This window comes from Chryseobacterium pennipullorum, from assembly GCF_003384725.1.
Lineage (GTDB): Bacteria > Bacteroidota > Bacteroidia > Flavobacteriales > Weeksellaceae > Chryseobacterium > Chryseobacterium pennipullorum.
In genome coordinates, this window is the sequence record NZ_QNVV01000010.1 from 13,051 (window position 1) to 34,793 (window position 21,743).

At 37.8% G+C, this 21,743-nt stretch carries 20 protein-coding genes, 5 tRNA genes and 1 other RNA gene; 6 read left to right on the forward strand and 20 right to left on the reverse strand.

Annotated elements, in window-relative coordinates:
• Positions 1 to 15: 15 nt before the first annotated feature.
• From DRF67_RS12095 to rpsU, 20 genes are all read right to left on the reverse strand, one after another.
• The gene (locus DRF67_RS12095; protein ID WP_115928562.1) at positions 16 to 633 is read right to left on the reverse strand and encodes a hypothetical protein; all 618 of its coding nucleotides are present in this window, start codon (positions 631 to 633) and stop codon (positions 16 to 18) included.
• Positions 634 to 1,259: 626 nt separating this feature from the next.
• Positions 1,260 to 1,448 (reverse strand): bacteriocin-like protein, encoded by a 189-nt coding sequence (locus tag DRF67_RS12100; protein ID WP_115928563.1) that lies wholly within the window; start codon positions 1,446 to 1,448, stop codon positions 1,260 to 1,262.
• Between the two features lie 128 nt (positions 1,449 to 1,576).
• Positions 1,577 to 2,119, reverse strand: a complete 543-nt coding sequence (gene nusG / locus DRF67_RS12105) for a transcription termination/antitermination protein NusG (protein ID WP_115928564.1) — start codon at positions 2,117 to 2,119, stop codon at positions 1,577 to 1,579.
• Positions 2,120 to 2,138: 19 nt separating this feature from the next.
• Positions 2,139 to 2,345, reverse strand: coding sequence for a preprotein translocase subunit SecE (gene secE / locus DRF67_RS12110; RefSeq protein ID WP_115928565.1), 207 nt, complete (start codon positions 2,343 to 2,345; stop codon positions 2,139 to 2,141).
• A 12-nt stretch (positions 2,346 to 2,357) separates the two neighbouring features.
• Positions 2,358 to 2,428: transfer RNA gene (locus DRF67_RS12115), tRNA-Trp, on the reverse strand.
• 59 nt (positions 2,429 to 2,487) lie between these two features.
• The gene (gene tuf, locus DRF67_RS12120) at positions 2,488 to 3,675 is read right to left on the reverse strand and encodes an elongation factor Tu (RefSeq protein WP_115928566.1); all 1,188 of its coding nucleotides are present in this window, start codon (positions 3,673 to 3,675) and stop codon (positions 2,488 to 2,490) included.
• A gap of 279 nt (positions 3,676 to 3,954) precedes the next feature.
• Positions 3,955 to 5,049: a hypothetical protein gene (locus DRF67_RS12125; RefSeq protein ID WP_123912740.1), complete on the reverse strand. Its 1,095-nt coding sequence runs from the start codon at positions 5,047 to 5,049 to the stop codon at positions 3,955 to 3,957.
• A gap of 9 nt (positions 5,050 to 5,058) precedes the next feature.
• Positions 5,059 to 5,619, reverse strand: coding sequence for a hypothetical protein (locus DRF67_RS12130; RefSeq protein WP_115928568.1), 561 nt, complete (start codon positions 5,617 to 5,619; stop codon positions 5,059 to 5,061).
• A 235-nt stretch (positions 5,620 to 5,854) separates the two neighbouring features.
• Positions 5,855 to 8,953 carry an efflux RND transporter permease subunit gene (locus DRF67_RS12135; RefSeq protein WP_115928569.1) on the reverse strand — a complete coding sequence of 1,033 codons (3,099 nt, stop codon included), beginning with the start codon at positions 8,951 to 8,953 and terminating at the stop codon, positions 5,855 to 5,857.
• A gap of 96 nt (positions 8,954 to 9,049) precedes the next feature.
• Positions 9,050 to 10,135: an efflux RND transporter periplasmic adaptor subunit gene (locus DRF67_RS12140; protein WP_115928570.1), complete on the reverse strand. Its 1,086-nt coding sequence runs from the start codon at positions 10,133 to 10,135 to the stop codon at positions 9,050 to 9,052.
• A gap of 2 nt (positions 10,136 to 10,137) precedes the next feature.
• The gene (locus DRF67_RS12145) at positions 10,138 to 11,379 is read right to left on the reverse strand and encodes a TolC family protein (protein ID WP_115928571.1); all 1,242 of its coding nucleotides are present in this window, start codon (positions 11,377 to 11,379) and stop codon (positions 10,138 to 10,140) included.
• A 207-nt stretch (positions 11,380 to 11,586) separates the two neighbouring features.
• Positions 11,587 to 12,951 carry an ATP-binding protein gene (locus DRF67_RS12150; protein ID WP_115928572.1) on the reverse strand — a complete coding sequence of 455 codons (1,365 nt, stop codon included), beginning with the start codon at positions 12,949 to 12,951 and terminating at the stop codon, positions 11,587 to 11,589.
• 3 nt (positions 12,952 to 12,954) lie between these two features.
• Entirely contained in the window at positions 12,955 to 13,635 is a 681-nt protein-coding gene (locus DRF67_RS12155) for a response regulator transcription factor (protein WP_115928573.1), read from the reverse strand.
• Between the two features lie 871 nt (positions 13,636 to 14,506).
• Positions 14,507 to 14,578 (reverse strand) — tRNA-Thr (locus DRF67_RS12160).
• A 41-nt stretch (positions 14,579 to 14,619) separates the two neighbouring features.
• Positions 14,620 to 14,692, reverse strand: a tRNA-Gly gene (locus DRF67_RS12165).
• 87 nt (positions 14,693 to 14,779) lie between these two features.
• Positions 14,780 to 14,860: transfer RNA gene (locus DRF67_RS12170), tRNA-Tyr, on the reverse strand.
• 18 nt (positions 14,861 to 14,878) lie between these two features.
• Positions 14,879 to 14,952: transfer RNA gene (locus DRF67_RS12175), tRNA-Thr, on the reverse strand.
• 108 nt (positions 14,953 to 15,060) lie between these two features.
• Complete coding sequence (locus DRF67_RS12180; RefSeq protein ID WP_115928574.1) at positions 15,061 to 15,351, reverse strand: HPF/RaiA family ribosome-associated protein; 291 nt, start codon at positions 15,349 to 15,351, stop codon at positions 15,061 to 15,063.
• A complete protein-coding gene (locus tag DRF67_RS12185) occupies positions 15,348 to 16,235 on the reverse strand; it encodes a tyrosine-type recombinase/integrase (RefSeq protein ID WP_115928575.1) in 888 nt (295 codons plus the stop codon). Before DRF67_RS12185 ends, DRF67_RS12180 begins: the two co-directional genes overlap by 4 nt.
• Positions 16,236 to 16,317: 82 nt before the next feature.
• A complete protein-coding gene (gene rpsU, locus DRF67_RS12190) occupies positions 16,318 to 16,515 on the reverse strand; it encodes a 30S ribosomal protein S21 (RefSeq protein ID WP_045501128.1) in 198 nt (65 codons plus the stop codon).
• Between the two features lie 303 nt (positions 16,516 to 16,818).
• Between rpsU and ssrA the strand changes: the two genes are divergently transcribed.
• The 6 genes from ssrA (at position 16,819) to DRF67_RS12220 (ending at position 21,379) form a co-directional block, all read left to right on the forward strand.
• Positions 16,819 to 17,221, forward strand: a transfer-messenger RNA (tmRNA) gene (gene ssrA, locus DRF67_RS12195).
• A gap of 371 nt (positions 17,222 to 17,592) precedes the next feature.
• On the forward strand, positions 17,593 to 17,784 hold the full coding sequence (locus DRF67_RS12200) for a hypothetical protein (protein ID WP_115928576.1): 192 nt from the start codon (positions 17,593 to 17,595) through the stop codon (positions 17,782 to 17,784).
• A gap of 32 nt (positions 17,785 to 17,816) precedes the next feature.
• The gene (locus DRF67_RS12205) at positions 17,817 to 18,635 is read left to right on the forward strand and encodes a cyanophycinase (protein ID WP_115928577.1); all 819 of its coding nucleotides are present in this window, start codon (positions 17,817 to 17,819) and stop codon (positions 18,633 to 18,635) included.
• A gap of 22 nt (positions 18,636 to 18,657) precedes the next feature.
• Positions 18,658 to 19,509, forward strand: coding sequence for a cyanophycinase (locus DRF67_RS12210; RefSeq protein ID WP_115928578.1), 852 nt, complete (start codon positions 18,658 to 18,660; stop codon positions 19,507 to 19,509).
• Positions 19,510 to 19,575: 66 nt separating this feature from the next.
• Positions 19,576 to 20,343 (forward strand): succinate dehydrogenase/fumarate reductase iron-sulfur subunit, encoded by a 768-nt coding sequence (locus DRF67_RS12215; protein WP_115928579.1) that lies wholly within the window; start codon positions 19,576 to 19,578, stop codon positions 20,341 to 20,343.
• Positions 20,336 to 21,379, forward strand: coding sequence for an NAD-dependent epimerase/dehydratase family protein (locus DRF67_RS12220; RefSeq protein WP_228435798.1), 1,044 nt, complete (start codon positions 20,336 to 20,338; stop codon positions 21,377 to 21,379). Before DRF67_RS12215 ends, DRF67_RS12220 begins: the two co-directional genes overlap by 8 nt.
• Positions 21,380 to 21,743 lie beyond the last annotated feature (364 nt).

Consider the following 21,743-nt stretch of genomic DNA (forward strand, 5'->3'; position numbering starts at 1 on the left):
AATATATGTGTTGTTTTATTGAATTAACGGAGCCGAAGCAGCACCTGTAGTAGAGGCATTAAGATTCTGGGTCTTATTGAAATCCTTTGCATAGGATTTATCAAATACCAATAGATTCAGAGTCCATACTCCTGTAGGAAAAGACGGATCCGGAGCGAATCCCTGGTAATCTGCTTTTAACTTCCATGTCCCACCTTGAGAATAAGCGAAGATCTGTGGCACCGGTGTTAGCCATGCGGCAGAATACGTTCTTGTAGGCTGGGTAAATCCAAAAGAAGAGATCACGACTACAAACTTATTCGAGTTGATCTTTGTATCAAACTGGTTCACCCAATCTTTATCCTCAGGATCGCAGGTAATCTTGTACTGAATAAGGTTAATAGGTGCAGGGGAGTTGGGAACAAAAGAATCATTATACGCTGTAATTTTGTTTTCGGGTGCTGGTGACTTGATAATGAACGTATAATTCTCATTAGTACCCAGCTTTTCCATTGGTTTTTTAAAGACGATTCCTGAAGTCTTCATTGTTCCATTAACGGATAGCTCTTTTTCCGGCGTCACAGTATTGATACCAACCTGTGCATTCATGCATAATGCTCCCATTAAAAGGATCATCGAAATAACTTTTGTCATTAGGTTATGTGTTTATTATAGAAATTGTGTTTTTAGCAACTAAAAAAACTAAAACTCCTCTATTACTTTATAAAAAAGCATATGATATCCATACTCCTGCGAACAGTGCATTGAATAATGAACAAGTATAGTTTTTTGGATTACTTGCGTGTAACTTTACAATAAGCATGCCATATCAAAGCAAAACACACCATGAAACACCTCATAAAGACAAGGAATACAATAAGTTATCTCTACACAGTGATAATTAAAACAAGGTAAACCGGCTTATACAAGTGGCTGACAAAAGTCATAAATATGAACAGTCGCTGAAAAATTTTCATAAAAAAAGCTCAAGAAAAAAAAATTATTCTCACCTTCACGAACAGAATAAAGGTAAGAATAATTAAAGAATCCATGATCGGCTTCAAAACACAGACTATTTCTTAACACAATCTGTATCGTGTCATTCAATATGCAATGCAACGCTTTTGATAGGTGTCAGGAATTAGACAAAAAAAGATCGATATTAAAAGTTGTGGACTATCCAAAAAGTGTACTGGAGAAATTACTCAACTTTTTGGTTAACCCCAACTTCTGCTCCTAATCAAAAAAAAAGCTGCCTCAAAAAGAAACAGCCTTATTTTTTATTCTGGAAAGCAATCAGCGCTTACCGATACAATAAATTTGCAACATTCCGGTAACGCCTCGAATTCTGCACAAGATCCCGGAAGACCAGGTCCGTAAGGTCCGGCAGGACAAACTTCATTACAATCATCAGATCCTCCTTTAATTTTTTTTAAATACTCTCTGTTTAATTTTTTTACCTTTTTCATACTTATAATTTTTTATTTTTATTGACAGATAAATATACTTAATATTTCATTTGAAAATGAAAATATATATATACAAAAAAAGAACTATCCCAAAATTGAGATAGTTCTTATATACTATAGAGTATTTCTTATACTTTTTCTACTTGCATGTAGCTAAGCTCCATTGGAGTTTTTCTACCGAAGATCAATACAGAAACTTCAATTTTCTTTTTGTCTTCAAGAATTTTTTCCACTGTACCATTGAATCCGTTGAAAGGTCCGTCGATTACTTTAACATTTTCACCTACTACATAAGGAATTTCAACATCGCTTGCGAATTCTGAAAGTTCATCCATTCTTCCAAGCATTCTGTTCACTTCAGATTTTCTCATTGGAACAGGATCCCCTCCTTTTGTTAAACTTAAGAAAGAAATAACTCCAGGAATATTTTTGATTACGTGAGGAATCTCTCCCATCAGGTCAGCTTCAATCATTAAGTAACCAGGGTAGTAAGGTTTCTCCTTAGGAACTTTTTTACCGTTTCTAATCTGAATTACCTTTTCCATAGGAATAACCACTTGAGTAACGTACTGCTCAAACCCTAGACGTTTGATTTCTGTCTCAATATAGTTTTTCACTTTATTTTCCTGTCCGCTGATTGCTTTCAGCACATACCATTTCAATTCGCTCATTATGGGAAAATACTTTTAATTAATTGAACAGGTTGATTAGCATTCCTATGATGTTGCTGATTGCTTTTGAAAACAATTCATCAACTCCAAAGGTAAACAACGACAGAATCACTGTCGCAATAGTCACTACAATGGTAGATGACTGAAGGTCACCCCATTTTGGCCATTCAACTTTATGTCTGAATTCGTTATAAGAACCTTTTAAAAAATCGACAAATGAACTCATAATTTATATTTGCACGGGCACAAGGATTCGAACCCTGATCAACGGTTTTGGAGACCGGTATCCTACCATTGGACGATGCCCGTAGTTTAAAAAGCTCCGTAAGAAATTCCTTACGGAAGCTTTTTATATTGTTTAAGATGGATTAGTCGATGATCTCAGTTACCTGACCTGCACCTACTGTTCTACCACCTTCTCTGATCGCGAATCTAAGACCCTCGTTAAGAGCAATTGGTTGAAGTAATTCAACAGTGATTGTTAAGTTATCACCAGGCATTACCATTTCTACACCTTCTGGTAAGAAGATCTCACCTGTAACGTCAGTAGTTCTTACGTAGAACTGAGGACGGTACTTGTTGTGGAATGGAGTGTGACGTCCACCTTCTTCTTTAGAAAGGATATAAACCTCAGCTTTGAATTTTTTGTGTGGCTTCACTGAATCTTTCTTAGCGATAACCATACCTCTCTTGATGTCAGTTTTTTCAATACCTCTCAACAATAGACCTACGTTATCACCAGCTTCACCTCTGTCTAGGATTTTTCTGAACATCTCAACTCCTGTAATAGTAGAAGTTAATTTTTCGTCACCCATACCTACGATATCAACTGGATCACCAGTGTTGATAACACCAGCCTCGATTCTACCAGTTGCTACAGTACCTCTACCTGTAATAGAGAATACGTCTTCGATTGGCATCAAGAATGGCTTATCCTGATCTCTAACAGGCTGCTCGATCCAAGTATCAACTGCTTCCATTAATTCTTCAACAGTCTTAACCCACTTGTCGTCTCCGTTAAGAGCTCCAAGAGCAGATCCCTGGATTACTGGAGAGTTATCTCCATCATATTCGTAAGTAGATAATAAATCTCTAAGTTCAAGTTCAACAAGCTCTAAAAGCTCAGCATCATCCACCATATCAACTTTGTTCATGAAAACAACGATTCTTGGTACGTTTACCTGACGGCAAAGTAGGATGTGCTCTCTAGTTTGAGGCATTGGTCCATCAGTTGCAGCACATACTAAGATTGCTCCATCCATCTGAGCAGCACCAGTTACCATGTTCTTAACATAGTCGGCGTGACCCGGACAGTCAACGTGTGCATAGTGTCTGTTTTCAGTTTCGTACTCGATGTGAGCTGTATTAATAGTGATACCTCTTTCTTTTTCTTCTGGAGCAGAGTCAATAGCAGAGAAGTCTTTTTTCTCAGCAAGACCTTTGTTAGCCAATACACTACTGATAGCTGCAGTAAGTGTAGTTTTACCATGGTCAACGTGACCAATAGTACCAATGTTCAAGTGTGGTTTGTTACGATTAAACGTTTCCTTTGCCATGATTTAAAATTATTTATTTATTGTTTTTCAAATTTTCGGTGTGCAAATATAATGAATTTTTAGATACCAAAAACTTTTTATAAAAAAAACTTTCAATATTCTCATCCAATGAAGGACAAACCTTATATTTCAACGTATTGAGACTGCAAATTTACACATTTTTCCGAATTGAAAAAATCTTTCGGGAACCTTTTATGAAAAAGACTGAAAGCCAGTAGATAAAGAATAAGCTTATGGTTAGCCTCATTCTTGAATGCAGTAAAATCCTTCTTGTATATACTATTCTAAATTCACCTTCTTCTGTGATCTGATGAACAGATAAAATGCCAGAAGCATATACCCTCCCATAATGATCAACGAAGCGGAATATTTTCCAAAAGAGATCGAATAGAAAAATTTATTAAGGAGAAATTCAACAGTATTGATATTAAAGAAAGCGATGACCAACAGGTACACTGCGACCACCACCACGGCTATAGCTCTGTACTTTTGATTGAATATACCGGTGAATACGTTTTTCACCTTATTTCTGAAACTGGCAGGAAGCAGATAAGCCGGAATAAAAAGGGTATACAGCCCTATCGAGAACATAAAGGAAATATTCAGCATCAACAATACGTTAATATGAAAGAAAATTGCTGCGACAAGCATTACCCTGAAAAATTTTGGTGAAAGAAAGGCGACAAGAAACAGGGTTTCAAAAATCACCGTAGTATAATCAAGAATTTCCCAGAACACCTTAGACCGGATTCCGTCATACACTCCGGACAGAAGGTCGGTCCATCCGATAATATACCGGTATTGGTTAAAGAAGATCTGGGTATATTGAGTATCCATGCTCAGCCATCCTCCCAAAATCTTGGAAAATCCTGCGGTAAACATTCCGAAGCTAAAGACGAGACTCATCAAAAACATAGGCCATGACTTTGCCAATTCGTCTGTTTTTTCCGGCGGCTCGGGAAAGAAACTATACGTTCTGTTCCAGGGTGAAAAAGCCATCACCAAAATCGGCAACGTATAGATAAAATCGTGGTTTATTTTCCCAAAAGAATAAGCATAATTGTTGGTCACCACATACAGTACGATATAAAGTATTGCAAATATTCTCGGCCTGTACCCTATCAGGATCAGCAATAACCCCAGGTACATCAGATACCTGCATACCACAAAAAACATTTCGGAAGGAATAAAGTCTATAAAAGACAGCATACTGATAGGCGGATGCATTGCACTTTTGGGGATAGCATCAATCCAGCTGTTGTCAGCAATTCCCATCCACAATAGGAACAGGGAGAAAAATATTCTGTAAAATGCCAGAAACTCGTAGCTGGGGCGGTAACTGGTGAAAGGAAGTTCTTTTAATTTATTCATCATTTTGTTAGTTTAAAATCGGAAATTCAATACAGTATCCTGAACAGCAGTCTGCCCCATTGTTCTCGTGGTAATATCAAAATCTACCGTTTCATTGATCACCTGCATACCTGATACTTCTTTACCGGAAAAGCGTTCTTTCATTTTTTCCACGATAAATTTTTTGCTTTCGTCTAAATCCACTTTTTTTATATTCCTGTTAAGGATGGATTTCTTCAGCAGGTAAAGCTTTTTCTTGTAAGGTGGCAAAGCATTGATACGGTCACTTAAAATAGGATATTCCTTAGGAAAGAGGAGGTTCTTCATCAGGGTGATCTGAATAGTCCGGGGTATTCTGTCTCCCAAATAGTCATTTTTTACCAGAATACTGTCTGAGCCATCTTTAAAAAAAACATGAGAAGTTGTTCTGGTAAATTTAATGTACTTTCCATCCTTGATGGGATATGAAGCAAATCCTGGAAAATTAAATGAAGGATAAGTTTCTTCAAGATTTACTTTAAAGATCAATTGCAGCGGGAGTATTACGATCAGGAAACCGAATACGAGGAGAACTGTTTTTTTGTAGCGTTCCATATTGTGTTTTTAACATTTGTTTTTAAGATAGGTGATAAGAGCTAAGCTCCAGCCCAAAGAGCTAAACAAAGCTATTCTACAAATGCATCAGAGATTGGGAATTCATCATTTTTTTGCAGATATCATGTGTTTATAATAGGCGCCTAAATTAATTATTTTATTTGAAATTTTATAATAAGAAGTTAAAAAAGGCTTCACCCCAGGAAAAACCCGGGGCGAAGCGATATGAACAAGATTAAATTTGTCGCAGTTTTTTAGGCCTGTTGAAGATCCAGAAAATAATCGGAAAAATAAGCAGTGTGAGTACTGTTGCCGTAATCAATCCCCCAATAATAACAATAGCCAGAGGCTTCTGGGATTCTGAACCGATTCCTGTGGATAAAGCCGCCGGCATCAATCCGATGGATGCCATAAGCGCAGTCATAATAACGGGCCGGGTTCTAGATTTCACTCCATTTAAGATGGCCCTATCAATATCCAGCCCGTTTTTCACATTCTGATGGAATTCTGTAATCAGAATCACCCCATTCTGGATACATATTCCCAGGAGCGCAATCATACCTACTCCTGCAGAAATTCCAAAATTCATTCCGGTAATATGCAGCGCAATGATTCCGCCAATCAGTGCAAATGGTACATTGGCCAATACCAGAAGCGAATCTTTCATATTTCCAAACAGGATAAACAACAGAAAAAAGATCATAAGAATACTCACAGGCACTACCTGCGTCAGGCGATGGGAAGCCCTCTGCTGGTTTTCAAACTGTCCTGTCCATCCTATCGAATAGCCATCCGGAAGATCTACTGCAGAAACTTTTTTCTGTGCATCAGCAATAGTACTTCCCAAATCCCGGTCGCGGATTGAAAATTTAACCCCGATATATCTTTTGATATTGTCCCTGTAAATGAATGCGGCTCCATTGTCTTTCAATATAGTACTGATTTCTTTCAGAGGAATTTTTGCTCCGTCCTGTGTAGGAACCATCAAAGAAGCAATGTCCTTTTCGTCACTTCTATACTCCTGTGAATAGCGGAGACGGATGGGGAACTTTCTCTCACCATCAAACATTTCCGAGGCCGTCTTTCCTCCAAAGGCCATTTCCAGTACGGCTTGCGCGTCAGCCGGCATTACTCCGTACGCTGCCATTTTATCGCGGTCCAGGACGACACTTACTTCCGGCTGCCCGATATTTTTAATAATTCCGGGATCTTTTACACCGTCTACATCTTTAATTTTGGATAAGATTTCGTGGGCAAGCTGATCCAGCGTCTCCAGATTATCACCATAAATTTTGATTCCGTTTTCAGCTTTAAAGCCGGCAACAGCCTCTGCTACGTTGTCCGAAATCGGCTGGGAATAATTGAATGTGATTCCCTGATAGCTTCTCAGCTTCTGATCGATTTCATTGATCAGTTCATCATAAGTGATCTTCCGCTTCCACTCTTCGCGGGGTTTCAGGTTTACGGCAAACTGTACAAAGCCGAAGCCGTTGGGATCTGTACCATCATTACTTCTTCCTGTCTGAGCCAGCACATCCGTCACTTCAGAAAAACTCATAATATCTTTTTTCAAAAGGTCAGCTGTTTTCAGGGATTCTTTCAGGGAGGAGCTCATTGGCATTTCCGCTGTAATCCAAAGTGAACCTTCATTGAGCTGTGGCAGGAATTCTGTTCCCAGAAACTTGCCGGAAAATAAAGTTACCGCAAGAAATGAGATGGCAACGATCATACTCATTCTTTTATGTTTAAAGGTGAAATTAAATCCCCTTAAAACAATTTTGTCCCAAAAATTTACAAAAGGATTATTTTTTTCCCGTACATTTTTATTTAAAAGAATATGGGAAAGAACCGGAACAAGGGTTAATGTAAAGATCAGCGCGCCTATCAATGCAAACCCCAGTGTAAATGCTAAAGGGGAAAACATTTTCCCTTCCACCTTCTGGAAGGAGAAGATCGGAATGAGGGAAGTGATGATAATTAATTTTGAAAAGAAAATAGCTTTTCCCAAGCCGGTACCGGTCTGCTTGATCCAGCCTCCTTTTGCCAGCTTATTAAACTTTTCCATTCCATATTGATGTGCTTTATGATCAAGCATTACAAAAAGCCCCTCCACCATGACGACTGCTCCATCAATGATAATTCCGAAATCTACTGCCCCCAGGGAAAGGAGATTAGCACTCATTCCAGCCATTTTTAAACATAAAAAAGCAAATAAAAGGGACAAAGGAATAACGATGGAAACAATTAAGGTTGTTCTCCAGTCTGCCATGAAGATTAAAACAATGACCGTCACCAGAACAATTCCTTCAATAAGGTTATGCATCACGGTACGGGTTGTAAAATCCATGAGGTGATCACGATCATAGAACGTCACCATTTTTACGTCCTTGGGCAGTATTTTTTCATTAAGCTCTTTAATTTTAGCTTTTACCCCTATCAGCACTTCTCTTGGGTTCTCCCCTTTTCTCATGACAACAATACCCTCTACCGTATCTTCATGATTATTCAGACCGGCTTGTCCTACGCGGGGCATGGAGCTCTCATGCACTTCCGCTACATTCTTTACAAGGACCGGATTTCCGCTATCATTCTGAATCGTAATATTTCCAATATCAGCAACAGATTTTACCAAACCTATTCCCCGTACCACATAGGCCTGTCCATTTTTTTCAATAACATCACCTCCTACGTTCAGATTGCTTTTGGTAACGGCATCATACACCTGCAGCGGGGTCAGATTGTATTTGTCCAAAGCTCTTGGGTCAATACTTAATTCAAAAACTTTGTCCTGACCACCAAAAACATTGATATCCGCTACTCCGGGAACACCTCTTAGGGCCCGGTCGATAACCCAGTTCTGCAGCGTAAGCAGTTGACGGGAGTCTTTTGTTTTGCTATCCAGTGTATATCTGAAAATCTCTCCGGTTGGCCCGTAGGGTGGCTGTACTTCAGGATCTACCTCATCAGGAAGGCTAATGGTTCTTAATTGGTTATTGACCTGATTTCTGGCAAAAGTATCATCCACCCCGTCGTCAAATAGAATTTTCACAATAGAAAGCCCGAACATCGTCGTACTTCTCACACTGGTTTTCTTCTGAACCGGGCTCATGGCCAATTCGATGGGGGTAGTTACAAAACGTTCCACTTCCTCTGCACTACGTCCATTCCATTGAGTAATGATGACGATCTGAGTATTGGTAACATCCGGAAAAGCTTCAATGGGCATGTTCTTGAAACTTATAAATCCGGCAATAGCCAAAATGGCAACCCAGATAAAAGTAAATGCTTTATTTTTTAATGAAAAAGCGATTATATTTTTAATGAATTTATTCATGATACATAATTGATGACCTAAAAAAGCCGTTGAAAGATTTCACTACAACAATTAAAATAAGAAGAAGTCTCTCTAAGTTATTGCCTGATGATACTGCTAGCTGTTCAGAGAACGGTATACCAACAGCTGATTATTGGTGATTACTTCCTCTCCTTCCTTCAGTCCTTCTACAATATAAATGACATCACCAGCCTGCTTCAGTACTTTTACTTCTCTTATCTTCACATCAGTTCTCGACTTAAATACCACAACAAAGCTCTTGTTGTCATCAAAAATGACCGCCTTAGAAGGAACTGTCAGCATCGTATCATCTTCCAGACGTGACACTTTTATGGTGGCTTTACTATCCGGGATCAACAATCCGTTGGCATTATCCAATACCACTCTTGCCTGCATTGCATTGGTCTGTGGATCTATAATTTTAAAGATTTTATCAATTTTCCCATCAAATACCTTATCAGGATAAGATAAGGTAGAAACTTGTGCCCTCATTCCCAGGCTTATTTTATCAATATCCGATTCATTGACATTCATGATGGCCCATACATTGGTGGTATTGGCTACATCAAAAATATTTTCGCTCCGGTCGCTTCGCAGCTGCATGTCTTTATTGATATTCTTCTGAACGATATACCCGCTGATCGGAGCCACTACACTATAGATATTTCCGGTCTTTACATTATAGACAGTGCTTACCGCCGTAGCTCTCTGCAGCTGGTCTTCTGCTTTCTGAAGCTGGCTTTTTGCTTCCAGGACCTCTCTTTCCGTATTCAGCTTTCCTTCATACAATTCCTTTGCTACCCGCAGATTATTCCTGGCAACCACCATATCAGTCTTTGCATCGCTTACATCTTTTTGAATCTCCGCAAGCTCTGTACTCCTAATGGTCGCCAATACCTGCCCTTTTTTTACATAATCTCCCAACTCAACATTCACGCTCATTACATTTCCTCCCACAAGAGGATATACATCAATGTAGCTGTTTTTATCTGCCGAAATCTTTCCGTAGAAACTGTATTCATCTTCTATGTTCTTTTTTTCAACTTTTGCCAACGCAATAGATTTCAACATAGTGTTGCTAAGCTCAAAGCCTTTTTTAGCCTGATTATTATTTTCTTCCTTTTTTGAACAGGACACCGCTAATGATAAGACCATCAGCGCGGGAATAATATATGTTTTCATCGTTAATAGAAGATTTTCGTTTGTACGAGTTGGTTAAGTTGCTCTGCGGACTGCATGATCTCATTTTTCATATCATAGATCTGAAGAGCAGTCTGCCTGTAACTGTCCATGAAATCGGTAAATTCAATAAGATTGACGTTTCCTTTTCTGAAATTAGTCAGCATCCCGTTATACACCAGATCCATATTTTTAAGGTCCGTGGTTTTAATATCCAACAGCTGCTCATATTGTGCCTTCCAAGTTTTAAAGGCAGATTGCACTTTTGTTTCAAGGGTTAATTTTTGAAAATCGGCATTTTTCTGATTCTGCTGAATGGCATAATTCGCTTTTTCCACATTTCCCTGATTGGCCTTCCATAAAGGCAAAGGAATCCCCAGAGTCAGATTGACCTCATTATTAAAGGTTCCCCCGGCCTGGTCCCAAGCTGCCCCCACATTAAGGTCCGGCACATTCATTGACTTTTGCCACTGTGCATATAGTTTACTATTATCAATCAGTTTCAGATGATATCTGTAATCCGAATTGTTTTCCAGTGCTTTTTTTTGCAGTTCCTCTTCATCCCCAAAAGGCTGGACGTTCAATGCATCTTTAGCTTCAGCCTCGGACATTGCAGGTTCTATGGCTTCTGAAACACCTGTCAGGATTTTTAAGCTCTGTTCGTATTCCAGAATATTTTTATTGATTTCAAGTTTGTCATGGTTCAGCTGGATCACGAGACTCTGTAGTCTCACCGCATCTTTAAGCGAAACATTTCCCTTGGAAGACTGGACGCGGTACGCACTTAAAAGGTCATTCATGTACCCCAACTGTTTGTTGGTGTTCTCCAGCTTTAATTTTTCATAGTAAAGATTGAAATAAGCAGCACGCAGCTGGGCTCTCAAATCTGCCAGCAGCTGCGAAAACTGAAGTTGCGCCAGTTCTTTATTGGATTTGGCAAAGGCAATTTCATTTTTCTTTTTGCCCCCCATATAGATCAACTGTGTAATTCCTGCTCCCTTTGAATGTCCTGCATCAAAAATTTTTTTATCCTGAGGATTATAAGCATTGAACTGTCCACTCAACTGTGGCAGTTCCCAAATCTTCGATTGCAGAATATCCGCATCGGCCATATTGATATTGTATTGTTCGGCGAGCAGTTGGAGGTTGTTCTTTTGAAATGCTTCTTCACAATCCAAAAGAGACATTTGCTGTTGTGCCGCCATGAATGAGGAAGCGGCCAGGCACAGCACTGCAATTCTGTTCATTATTTTATTTTTAAATCACAAAATTGCTCTGACATGATTAAAAGAACCTTAAATGAGGCTTAAAATAATATTAAAATTGGCTGAAATAAGTTGTTTGTGGGGAAAAAATATAGTTTCTCTATTCTTTTACTGCTAAATTCAGTTTCGGGATTTTAAACAAAAGTTTAACAATAATCCGAGTCTCTTTTTACAAAAGGAGATCTGCTATTATTTTTTAAATACAACTGTAAATTTGTTCTGGAAATCAGCTGGAGAAGAATATTGAATTTGAGCGTCATGGTATTCTAAAATTCTTTTAACAATTCGAAGTCCCAGACCGGATCCAGAAATATTCTGGGCATTATTTCCCCTGGTAAAGGCTTCAAATAATTTAGACTGCTCTGCTTCAGTAACGGTATCTCCATGGGAAATGACTGCTACACTAAGATGGTCGTTGGTTTCCGTGATTAAAACTTTCACTTCAGTATTATCAGAATATACAGCCGCATTTTTGAATAGATTGATAAAGACAATGATCAGTAATGACTGGATCCCACCTATCGTGAGAAAAGCATTTTCAGAAGTCTCTTCCGTGATAAGAAAGTCGAGCTTCAGCTGGGGATAACTTTTTTCCACTGCTTCAAAAGCTTCAAAGATGACTTCATCTATCCTTACCTCTTCATAAATGCTCTGGATATTTGCTTTATCAAACTTCGTCAGCAGCAACAGTGAGTTGGTCAGATCGGAAAGCTGATAAACGTCCCTCTGGATCTGTCTCAGCGCAGACAGCGTCTCAGGAGAATGATGTTCAAATTTAATGAGGTTTTCCAACTGAAAAGCCATTCTTGTAATAGGCGTTCTGATCTCATGGGAAGCGCTCGCTGTAAAATCCTTTTGAGACTGGAACACATCATTCAACCGTACAATCATGGTATTAAACGAATTAGCCAGAACACTGATCTCATCTTCAGACTGCTGAACAGGAATCTGAGTCGTCAGCTTGTGGGCAGTAACTTCCGAAATCTCCTTATTGAGTTCTTCCAAAGGGCGAAGGAACTTTTCCACAAAATGGTAACTAAAAAATCCTATCAGAAGCGTACTCATTACATAAGCTGTAATCAAGAGATATTTAAGATAACTTAATTTTGATTTTCCATTGGTATCAAAGGCACTGGTAAGAATGTAGTAATTCTCTCCATTAATATTTCTCAGGGCAGCATAAATCTCGGGAACAGTCTTCTCCGTATAGATAATTTTTTTTTCATCCAGCTCTTTAAGCATGGCGTTATCCCAGGTTACATTCCGATCTTTAATCGTGCTGTAAATAAGCTCCTTCTGTTCATTGAAAATTAATATGGTCTCATTAAGAAGGATGTTATCTGAATTCTCGTTAAAAAAAATGGACGCCTCTTCCTCAAAATCTTTTGACTTTGAAATGAAATGGGTCGTGAATTCAAGTCTCTGCCTGAATCTTTCTTTAAATTCATCCCTTCTGAAGTCGTTAAAAGACAGATAAATAACAGCCATCACCATTCCAAAAAGCAATGAAAAGGCAATACTGATCGTTAAAGCTATCTTTCTTTTTAAAGACATGAATTATAATGGGCTTAAATAATATCCGAAACCGGAGCGGGTATGAATTAATTTAATTTTAAAATCTTTATCTATCTTTTTCCTTAAAAAATTGATATAGACCTCTACGGTGTTGGTGTTGGTATTAAAGTTGTGCTCCCAGACATGTTCGGTGATCTGCTGTTTGGAAACCGTCCGTCCCTGCGCTTCGGCCAGGTACACCAACAGCTGAAACTCTTTTAAAGTTAGGGAGATCTCATGACCACCGCGATAAATTTTCTGCTCCGTCTTATTAATGATCAGGTCATCTATTCTGATAATATCCTGATCGGCAGCATCTGATGGTGTCTTCCGTCTCAATAAGGAATTGATTCTTAAAAACAGTTCCTCAAACTGGAAGGGCTTTACCAGGTAATCGTCAGCAAGTCTGGTAAAGGCATCTTTCTTATCAGAGATATCTCCATAAGCTGAAATGATAATGATAGGTGTATTTTTATCAAAAGAACGAATGGTCTGGCAGACATCCAGCCCGTTTATTTTCGGCACATTGATGTCCAGCAGATAGAGGTCATAGGTATTGTTTTTGATCTGACGAAGAAAGGTCTCCCCATCATAGATCTTATCACAGTTAAAATTATTTGATTCTAAAAACCTGCACAATTCTGCAGAAAGAATGAGATCATCTTCTAATAAAAGAATATTCATCAAAATTTATTTTACACGAAATTAACGAAAATTTTTATGATTGTAATTCTTAAAGATAAAGTAAAAGGAATATGATGGAGAATAAAAGAAGAAAGTAGATCCGGGCTCCTGAAATTGGATCAGGTACAAAAGTTGTGGGGGCCAGGTAAAAGCTTGAATTAATGTAAATATAAAAAATAATATAGGATTGTACACAAATCAATCTTTGACTCCGTAGAAATAAAATTCATCGATTGAAGAGAGATAATCTTCGATTTTAGTGTATAAGTAAAAAAATTAACCACAGATAACCGAATTTTCACAGATGTTTGAGCATAAATTAAGGGAACTCTGAGCAGAGCCCTGGGAAATAGTTGTAAGTATTCTTTAATCGACCTAGGAATTAGGAGCGTTAATAAACCTTTTAAGGTTCGCCGATTCAAATAAAAATAAAAAAACCGGAGGCAAAATTGATCTTGAACCCGTTAAAAAATTTCCAGTGTCTGAGCATGGCGACCCTATTGAGAGTCGAAGAACCAATGTAGAATCCATGCGAGTTTGGAAATTTAGGAGGCAAGGTGAATTTTTAGCGGATGATTCCAGTCTTGAATTTTTGTATACTTTTGTTTGACTCCGTCGAAATAACATTCATCGACTGGAAAGGAGATAATCTTCGATTTCAAGGCAAAAGTATAACAGGGAAAAAAAATCGTCTCTCCACAACTTTTGTACCTGATCCAGTATAAATAGAAAATATTCCGTTCTCTACAACTGTTGTACTTGATTTCCGAAATTTCCAAACTCACATGGAATCATTTTTAGTTCTGATACTTTACGTTTACATCAAAATTTCAGGCAAAAAAAAATCCCGAAAAAATTCGGGACCCTCGAGAGCCAACTACGGGACTTGAACCCGTGACCTCTTCCTTACCAAGGAAGCACTCTACCGCTGAGCTAAGTCGGCATCAATTAAAAAAATCACACTGAGTAGCGTGATTTTTATTGAGCGGAAGACGGGGGTCGAACCCGCGACATTCAGCTTGGAAGGCTGACGCTCTACCAACTGAGCTACTTCCGCAATTTTGTTTCCAAAACTATTGGTAAACGCTGTGCAAAACTAATAAAACTTATTCAATTCTGCAACATTTTTTTATAATATAAAATGTGGGGAGAGCAGGATTCGAACCTACGAAGCCGAAGCAACTGAGTTACAGTCAGTCCCATTTAGCCACTCTGGAATCTCCCCAGATATTTTATATTAAAGAGCCTCCAGAGGGATTCGAACCCACGACCCCGAGATTACAAATCACGTGCTCTGGCCAACTGAGCTATGGAGGCAAATTAAAAAAGAATTCAAAAGATCACTGTTCCTTTTTTGCGAGTGCAAATATAGAACGGATTTTTTGAATTCTCAAATTTTTTATAATTTTTTTTTAACTTTTTTTCCTACGCCATTTCTTTTTTCTTGATTAGTAGCTTTTTAGCTGTATCAACACAAAGATCCAGACTTTCCTCAAAACTTGCCGAGGTCTTTTTTACAACAATATCATCACCCGGAACGGCTAAAATAAGCTCGGTTGTTTTATTAACTTTATCCGCGTTGTTTTCTACTTTAAGAAAAACTTTACACTCCTGAATTTTATCATAGAAGGTGTCTAGTTTGCTAACTTTTTTGTCGATGTGTGATTCTAGTGGTTCGTGTGGAGTTAAACCAATTGATTGTACTGTGATCTTCATAATTCTTCTTTTTTTGATGCTCGAGGATGAGCCTGATTAAACACTTTTTTCAATTGTTCAATATTAGCATTCGTATATACTTGAGTACTGGCAAGACTGGAATGCCCTAATATTTTTTTTACTTTGGAGATCTCCGCCCCATTATCCAATACGTGAGTAGCAAAGCTATGCCGAAGGATATGAGGACTTTTTTTTTCTTTTGTTGTTACAAGACTAAGGTACTTATTAACTACCACATAAACAAATTTTTCGTTGAGTTTTTTCCCCTTCCTGTTTACAAAAAAATATGATTTATATTCTGTTTCCGGTTTTCTTATTTCCCGGTAGCTTTTCAGAAGCCCGGACAGATCTTCGGATATGGGAACGACCCGTTCTTTATTTCCCTTTCCAATTATTTTTAATTCATTATTGCTTACATCAACATTCTCAAATATCAGGCCACAAAGCTCAGCTTTTCGCATCCCGGTCTGATATAGAACTTCCATGATACATTTCTCCAACAGATCATGCACCTGCTCAAAAATCCGTGCATTAAGATCGCTCATTTCTTCTTTTGACATAGGAATTTGCTTCTCTGCATAAAATTTCAGGGAAGAAATACCTTCAGTAGGAGAAACTTTAATTTCACCTATTTTTAAAAGGAAAAGATAGAAGCTCCGGAGCGATGACAATTTTCGATTGATGCTTCGTTTTGAAATATCATGCTCACTGAGATCTACAATAAAATTCCGGATTACTTTTTTGTCTGCTTTGGAAATATCTTCTGATGACTCTGTTCTCAGATAGAAACAGGAAAAGTCAGCAAGATCTTTTTTGTAACTTGTAATGGTATGGGGAGAATACCTCTTTTCGAATTGCAAATATTCTAAAAATTTATCCAACATCACTTTAGGTATGAAAATAAAAATTCACTTCTCAAATATAAGAATTTAAGAAGTGAATTAATATGTGTTTAAGAAAAAATTCTTAAGCCTGCTCTTCCTTACTAAGCGCTCTTTGCTTGTAAGCAGCTTTCAACTTAGATTGTCTCAAAGTTACAGAAGGCTTGATAAACGCTTGTCTAGATCTTAATTGACGAACAGTACCTGTTTTATCAAATTTTCTCTTGTATTTCTTTAAAGCTCTGTCGATGGATTCACCATCTTTAACTGGAATTATTAACATATTTTACATCTCATTTTGGATTGCAAAAGTAGACATTTTTTCTTACAACACAAAAAAATATGATCATAAACAATATTTTACCACTTGGCTGCACATCAGAAATATTGTATTGAAAGGCATTGACAAAGACAATATTTTTTATCCACAATCTACAAACACCGCATATATAACCACTGAGCATATCAACTTCTATGTCTTACATCCATTGAGTTTAACATATTTTAAAAGCCTGTTAGTACAAAAACAATCCTTTATAATGATATATATAACAAAAAGCCTTATCTTTGCAGTCACTTTATTCATGGGGTTGACTGGTTTCGACAGCAAGACCAATGGGTAAGTAAGCATGCAGAGAACCGTAGCGCGATCTCTATAATCCCTTGCTACAAAATTTTAACTGGCAACGAAGAGTTCGCTCTTGCAGCTTAATATCGAAGTATAGTAGATCAAGCGTTTTCCCGAAGATTTCAGTAGGGAAGCAAGATATTCCACAAACGCTCTGTTCTGCGGCGTTTGATCCTGGAATATAGGAATGCAGAAATAAGGCTTCAGAAGCTTCGGCTGAAACTCGAAAATCTTAGAAGATAAGCTGGATGTTAGGTGTCTATCCTCTGCCTCCAGTCGAAAAACCAATGGTAGAATAAGCATGTAGAAAGCTTATGTATTGCTTGTTTGGACGAGGGTTCGAATCCCTCCAACTCCACTTACATAACGGATGCAAATCAGTAAAAACACTTTTTATCAATGATAAAAAGTGTTTTTTATTTTGACGCTGGTTCATTGTTTGTGAATATCGCGGGTGAAGAAGATACCATATCAATTAAGATTTGCATGACAATACAATCTTAATGAGCAAAAATGCCAATTGACTCTTTATCTGCCACCAATAAAGATAAGCTTATGACAGGCCACATAAACTCAAGCGATATTTTCTTCCTGCGCTTAAAATAATCTATTCACCTTTGCATTCTCAGTAAATTTTCCTTTTAATGGGGAAGCTTATTTTATACCATTGTGATTCACATCATAAACTTTCTATTTTTTGATCATTAAGTTTGATCTCACCAAATCATTATTATGAAAAATCTAGTATTATGTGTATTCCTGTTATACACTCTGTTGTCATGTAAAAAATCCGAAACACAGTACATCAATCAAGACAATAAAAAAGAAACAGTCAATGACAAGGCTTCGAATACCATCCACACCTTACCCGAAACCGCCGATACGATGCGGATGAGTAACGACAGTGCCACCGTGAAAAACTAATGATAAATAATCGCTCATTTTAAATTGCATCTATGATCCCAAAAGGCAGACTCATTATCATTGGAGGTGATAACGCTGATGAACATGAAAGAGAATCACCACAGTACCAGTCTTTCTCACAAATTTCCCGGTTACTATCGGATAAAAAAGATGACCGTTTTGAAATAATTACGGCTTCAGAATCAATGGAAAGTATCCAAAAATACTTTTGTGAAATCTTATCGAAAGAAGGTTACAACAATTTTGACTTTATCCATGTACACAAAAATCATCATACAGAGGACTATACTTCAAGGATTCTTGAAGCCAAAATCGTCTTTTTTGCTGATTATGAGCAGAAAACTTACAATATTTTAGAAAATTCGGCGATACTGAAACTTTTAAATAAAAAATACCTGACAGAAGAAGATTTTACCATAGTTGGGATCAATTCGGGAGCAATGTGCATTTCAGGGCATATTTTAAACGGATCAGGAACGGATACTGGGCTCGGCTTTATCAACAACTGTATTATTGACACGCAGTTTGACCATAAAACAAGATTCAAAGAATTGGTAAAAGCAATCCTTTCCCACCAAGAATGTTTAGGTCTGGGAATAACCGGCAGAATAGCATTAATTATAGAAAAGGGATACAAAGCTTCCTGCATAGGGAATGGTTCTATAATTGTTGTCAATGCGAAAAATGTTAAAAATAAGAGATTTCGTGAAGGAGATTCCCTGTTTGCAAAATATCTTAAAGGGCATATTCTGACTGAAGGATGTATGCTGAACTTGTTCAGCGGCGAACTGATCAAGGACAATGAGTTTAACTATAACTTAAATTTTATTAATAGAAATACGATTCAATAATTTAACAATAAAATATAGAGATATGATGCCAAAAGGACAATTATTAATGATAGGGGGTAAAGAGGATAAGAATGGTAATAAGCCAGAAATAGAGGAAAAGAATAACAACTTCTCACCTAACGAAATTCTTAAGTTTTTAGCAAAGTCAAAGGATGACCGGATTGAAGTGATTACTACAGCAAGCTCTGAACCCGAAAGTATAAAGGAAACTTACACCAAAACTTTCCACGAAATAGGATATACAAATTTCGACTTTCTGGATATCTGTGATGAGCAGGTTCATACCGATTACCATCTGCAAAGAGTGGAAGCAGCAAAAACAGTTTTCTTTACTGGAGGTGACCAAAACCGCATTTGTGAACAGTTGAAACTATCTGTTCTCACGGATTTACTTCTCGAGAAGTATAACAATGAAGATGGTTTTATGATCGCAGGCACCAGCGCGGGCGCGATGTGTATGCCAGAAATCGTAATTCTTGAAGCTTTGAACGGTGAGGCCATTTTAGAGCACGATATAGAATTGGGCTCTGGGCTTGGATTGCTCAATAATTGTATTGTTGATACTCATTTTGTACATCGGGCAAGATTTGGAAGATTAGCACACGCGGTTATTATGCATCAGGATTGTTGGGGGATCGGTCTGGGGGAAGACACCGCTTTACTGATTGAGGAGGGCACTAGGGCCACCTGCATCGGATCAGGCATGGCATGGATTATCAATGCAAAAAACCTTGGAAAAACCAATATCGAAACTGTAGAAAAAGGATTCCCGATTTATGCAGAAAACCTTAAAATCCACATTCTTACGGATCAATGTAAGATTGACTTTAGTAAAAACGTATTCAAAGGAGTTTCCATAGGAAAAGAATCTTAGAACATCCCAGACTATAGCATTTATATTCTATGGTCTCGCACCTTAAATCCAAATCATTACAATAGTATGAATGCAAGAAAAAATCTGAACCTCACTCTGAAAATCTGGAGACAAAAAAACAGGAATTCAAAAGGAAAATTCGAAATTTATAAAGTTTCAGATATTTCTACAGATGCTTCGTTTCTGGAAATGCTTGATATTTTAAATGAACAACTTATTGCTGCCGACAAAGAGCCCATCACCTTTGACCATGACTGCAGGGAAGGAATCTGTGGAATGTGCTCTCTCTACATCAATGGCAGAGCACATGGTCCAGATACGGGAATTACGACTTGTCAGTTACACATGAGAATGTTTACCAACGAGCAAACTATTGTCATTGAACCATGGAGAAGCGTTGCCTTTCCTGTTATTAAAGACCTGATTACCGACCGGAGTGCGTTTGACCGGATTATGGCTTCGGGAGGATTCATCTCGGCAAACACTTCAGGAAATACAATAGATGCCAATGCAATGCTTGTCCCAAAAGAAAATGCCGATAAAGCAATGGATGCTGCAGCATGCATAAGCTGTGGAGCCTGTGTTGCATGCTGCCCCAACGGGGCTGCAATGCTTTTTGTAGGAGCCAAGGTTTCTCATTTTGCATTATTGCCCCAAGGAAGAATGGAGGCCAAAAGAAGAGTACTGAATATGGTAAAAGCAATGGACGAAGAAGGTTTTGGAAACTGCTCAGTAATCGGTGCATGCGAAGTGGAATGCCCAAAAGGAATATCACTGGACAATATTGCAAGGATGAACAGAGAATATATGTCAGCCTGGATGAGCAATGAATAACAAAGGAAAAACAAATTCAACACTTAATGAAATGGTTTTGGTTACAGGCGCTACGGGGATGCTAGGCAGAGTTGTCATGTTGGAACTTCTGAATAGGGGTAAAAAGGTACGTGCTATAAAAAGACCTTCCAGCAACTTAAAGGAGGTAAGAAAATCATTTGAATACTATTCTTCCGAAAACACCATACTTTTCAATCAGATAGAATGGATCGATGCGGATTTATTTGATAAAAAAGGATTGAGGGAAGCAATACTTGGGGTAGAAGAAGTCTATCATTGTGCTGCCAAAGTAAGCTATGACCAGACAGACTATGAAGAAGTAAACAAGGTCAATATTGAGGGAACTGAAAATATATTAGAGATAAGTAAGCAGTTATATGTGAAAAAATTCCTTTACGTAAGCTCTTCGCTTATTTTTACTACGGAAAAAGAAAAAATGATTGGTGAAAATGCAGCTTTTATTGATGGAAAGAAAAACACCATCTATGCCGCTTCCAAATACAAAGCTGACAAAGCTGTATGTCTGGCTTCTGCGGCTGGATTAAATACCATTATCATTAATCCGGGGATGATTATAGGCAGTGGCAACTGGGAGAAGAGCAGTGGAGAGCTCTTAAAAATATTTATGAATGCTCCTTATACCTTTTCTGGCGGCTGCGGCTGTGTAGATGTAAGAGATGTAGCGAAAATTGCAGTTGAATTAATGGATCAGAACGTCTTCGGCGAACGGTTTCTTATTGTTTCAGAAAACAGAAAATATAAAGAACTATCAGACCTGATAAAAAAGATGCTGGGCAAAAGAAAATCCTGGGTATTACCTCAATTTTTTTTAAGCATAGGCCGCCTTTTAAATATTATTTCCAGAGGATCGCTTCCAGGATTAAGAATGCTAACAAGACCCAATATAGAATTCTTAACATCTTTTCAAAGGATATCCAATGATAAAGTTGTCCGAATGCTGAACTATCATTTCATTACAGTAGAACAAAGTATTTTATTTCACATTAATAATTTTCTGAATGAGAAGAAAGGATAATCTTCTATTTATCTCTTAAATGAATCATAAAATAAGTCCAGTAAGAAAAAAAATAGAAGCTGAAAAAAGCCATCAATAACATATACCCATCTGATAACTTTCGCGAAAAATAGTACACATCTATTCCTAATAATCCTAAACAAACAGAGCATTACCGATATAACTATGATTGTATCCTTTTTGTCACTAAAAGTCAGATACATTAAAAGAAAACAATAAGGTTAAAGTAAAACACCCACAGTTTTTACAAGCCAGAGGTCCGTTTTCTCTCCGGTCACCGCCATGAAACTACCAATGTGTGCCAGTGGCCATACCGTGGTAATAAAATAGTAAATTGTCTGAATAAGTGGAAAAATTTTATACT

Bases quoted from the DNA above. Each gene is read 5' to 3' on its own strand.
- DRF67_RS12095 (WP_115928562.1), bottom strand. From the start codon at position 633: ATGACAAAAGTTATTTCGATGATCCTTTTAATGGGAGCATTATGCATG.
- DRF67_RS12100 (WP_115928563.1), bottom strand. From the start codon at position 1,448: ATGAAAAAGGTAAAAAAATTAAACAGAGAGTATTTAAAAAAAATTAAA.
- nusG (WP_115928564.1), bottom strand. From the start codon at position 2,119: ATGAGCGAATTGAAATGGTATGTGCTGAAAGCAATCAGCGGACAGGAA.
- secE (WP_115928565.1), bottom strand. From the start codon at position 2,345: ATGAGTTCATTTGTCGATTTTTTAAAAGGTTCTTATAACGAATTCAGA.
- tuf (WP_115928566.1), bottom strand. From the start codon at position 3,675: ATGGCAAAGGAAACGTTTAATCGTAACAAACCACACTTGAACATTGGT.
- DRF67_RS12125 (WP_123912740.1), bottom strand. From the start codon at position 5,049: ATGATGAATAAATTAAAAGAACTTCCTTTCACCAGTTACCGCCCCAGC.
- DRF67_RS12130 (WP_115928568.1), bottom strand. From the start codon at position 5,619: ATGGAACGCTACAAAAAAACAGTTCTCCTCGTATTCGGTTTCCTGATC.
- DRF67_RS12135 (WP_115928569.1), bottom strand. From the start codon at position 8,953: ATGAATAAATTCATTAAAAATATAATCGCTTTTTCATTAAAAAATAAA.
- DRF67_RS12140 (WP_115928570.1), bottom strand. From the start codon at position 10,135: ATGAAAACATATATTATTCCCGCGCTGATGGTCTTATCATTAGCGGTG.
- DRF67_RS12145 (WP_115928571.1), bottom strand. From the start codon at position 11,379: ATGAACAGAATTGCAGTGCTGTGCCTGGCCGCTTCCTCATTCATGGCG.
- DRF67_RS12150 (WP_115928572.1), bottom strand. From the start codon at position 12,951: ATGTCTTTAAAAAGAAAGATAGCTTTAACGATCAGTATTGCCTTTTCA.
- DRF67_RS12155 (WP_115928573.1), bottom strand. From the start codon at position 13,635: ATGAATATTCTTTTATTAGAAGATGATCTCATTCTTTCTGCAGAATTG.
- DRF67_RS12180 (WP_115928574.1), bottom strand. From the start codon at position 15,351: ATGAAGATCACAGTACAATCAATTGGTTTAACTCCACACGAACCACTA.
- DRF67_RS12185 (WP_115928575.1), bottom strand. From the start codon at position 16,235: ATGTTGGATAAATTTTTAGAATATTTGCAATTCGAAAAGAGGTATTCT.
- rpsU (WP_045501128.1), bottom strand. From the start codon at position 16,515: ATGTTAATAATTCCAGTTAAAGATGGTGAATCCATCGACAGAGCTTTA.
- DRF67_RS12200 (WP_115928576.1), top strand. From the start codon at position 17,593: ATGAAAAATCTAGTATTATGTGTATTCCTGTTATACACTCTGTTGTCA.
- DRF67_RS12205 (WP_115928577.1), top strand. From the start codon at position 17,817: ATGATCCCAAAAGGCAGACTCATTATCATTGGAGGTGATAACGCTGAT.
- DRF67_RS12210 (WP_115928578.1), top strand. From the start codon at position 18,658: ATGATGCCAAAAGGACAATTATTAATGATAGGGGGTAAAGAGGATAAG.
- DRF67_RS12215 (WP_115928579.1), top strand. From the start codon at position 19,576: ATGAATGCAAGAAAAAATCTGAACCTCACTCTGAAAATCTGGAGACAA.
- DRF67_RS12220 (WP_228435798.1), top strand. From the start codon at position 20,336: ATGAATAACAAAGGAAAAACAAATTCAACACTTAATGAAATGGTTTTG.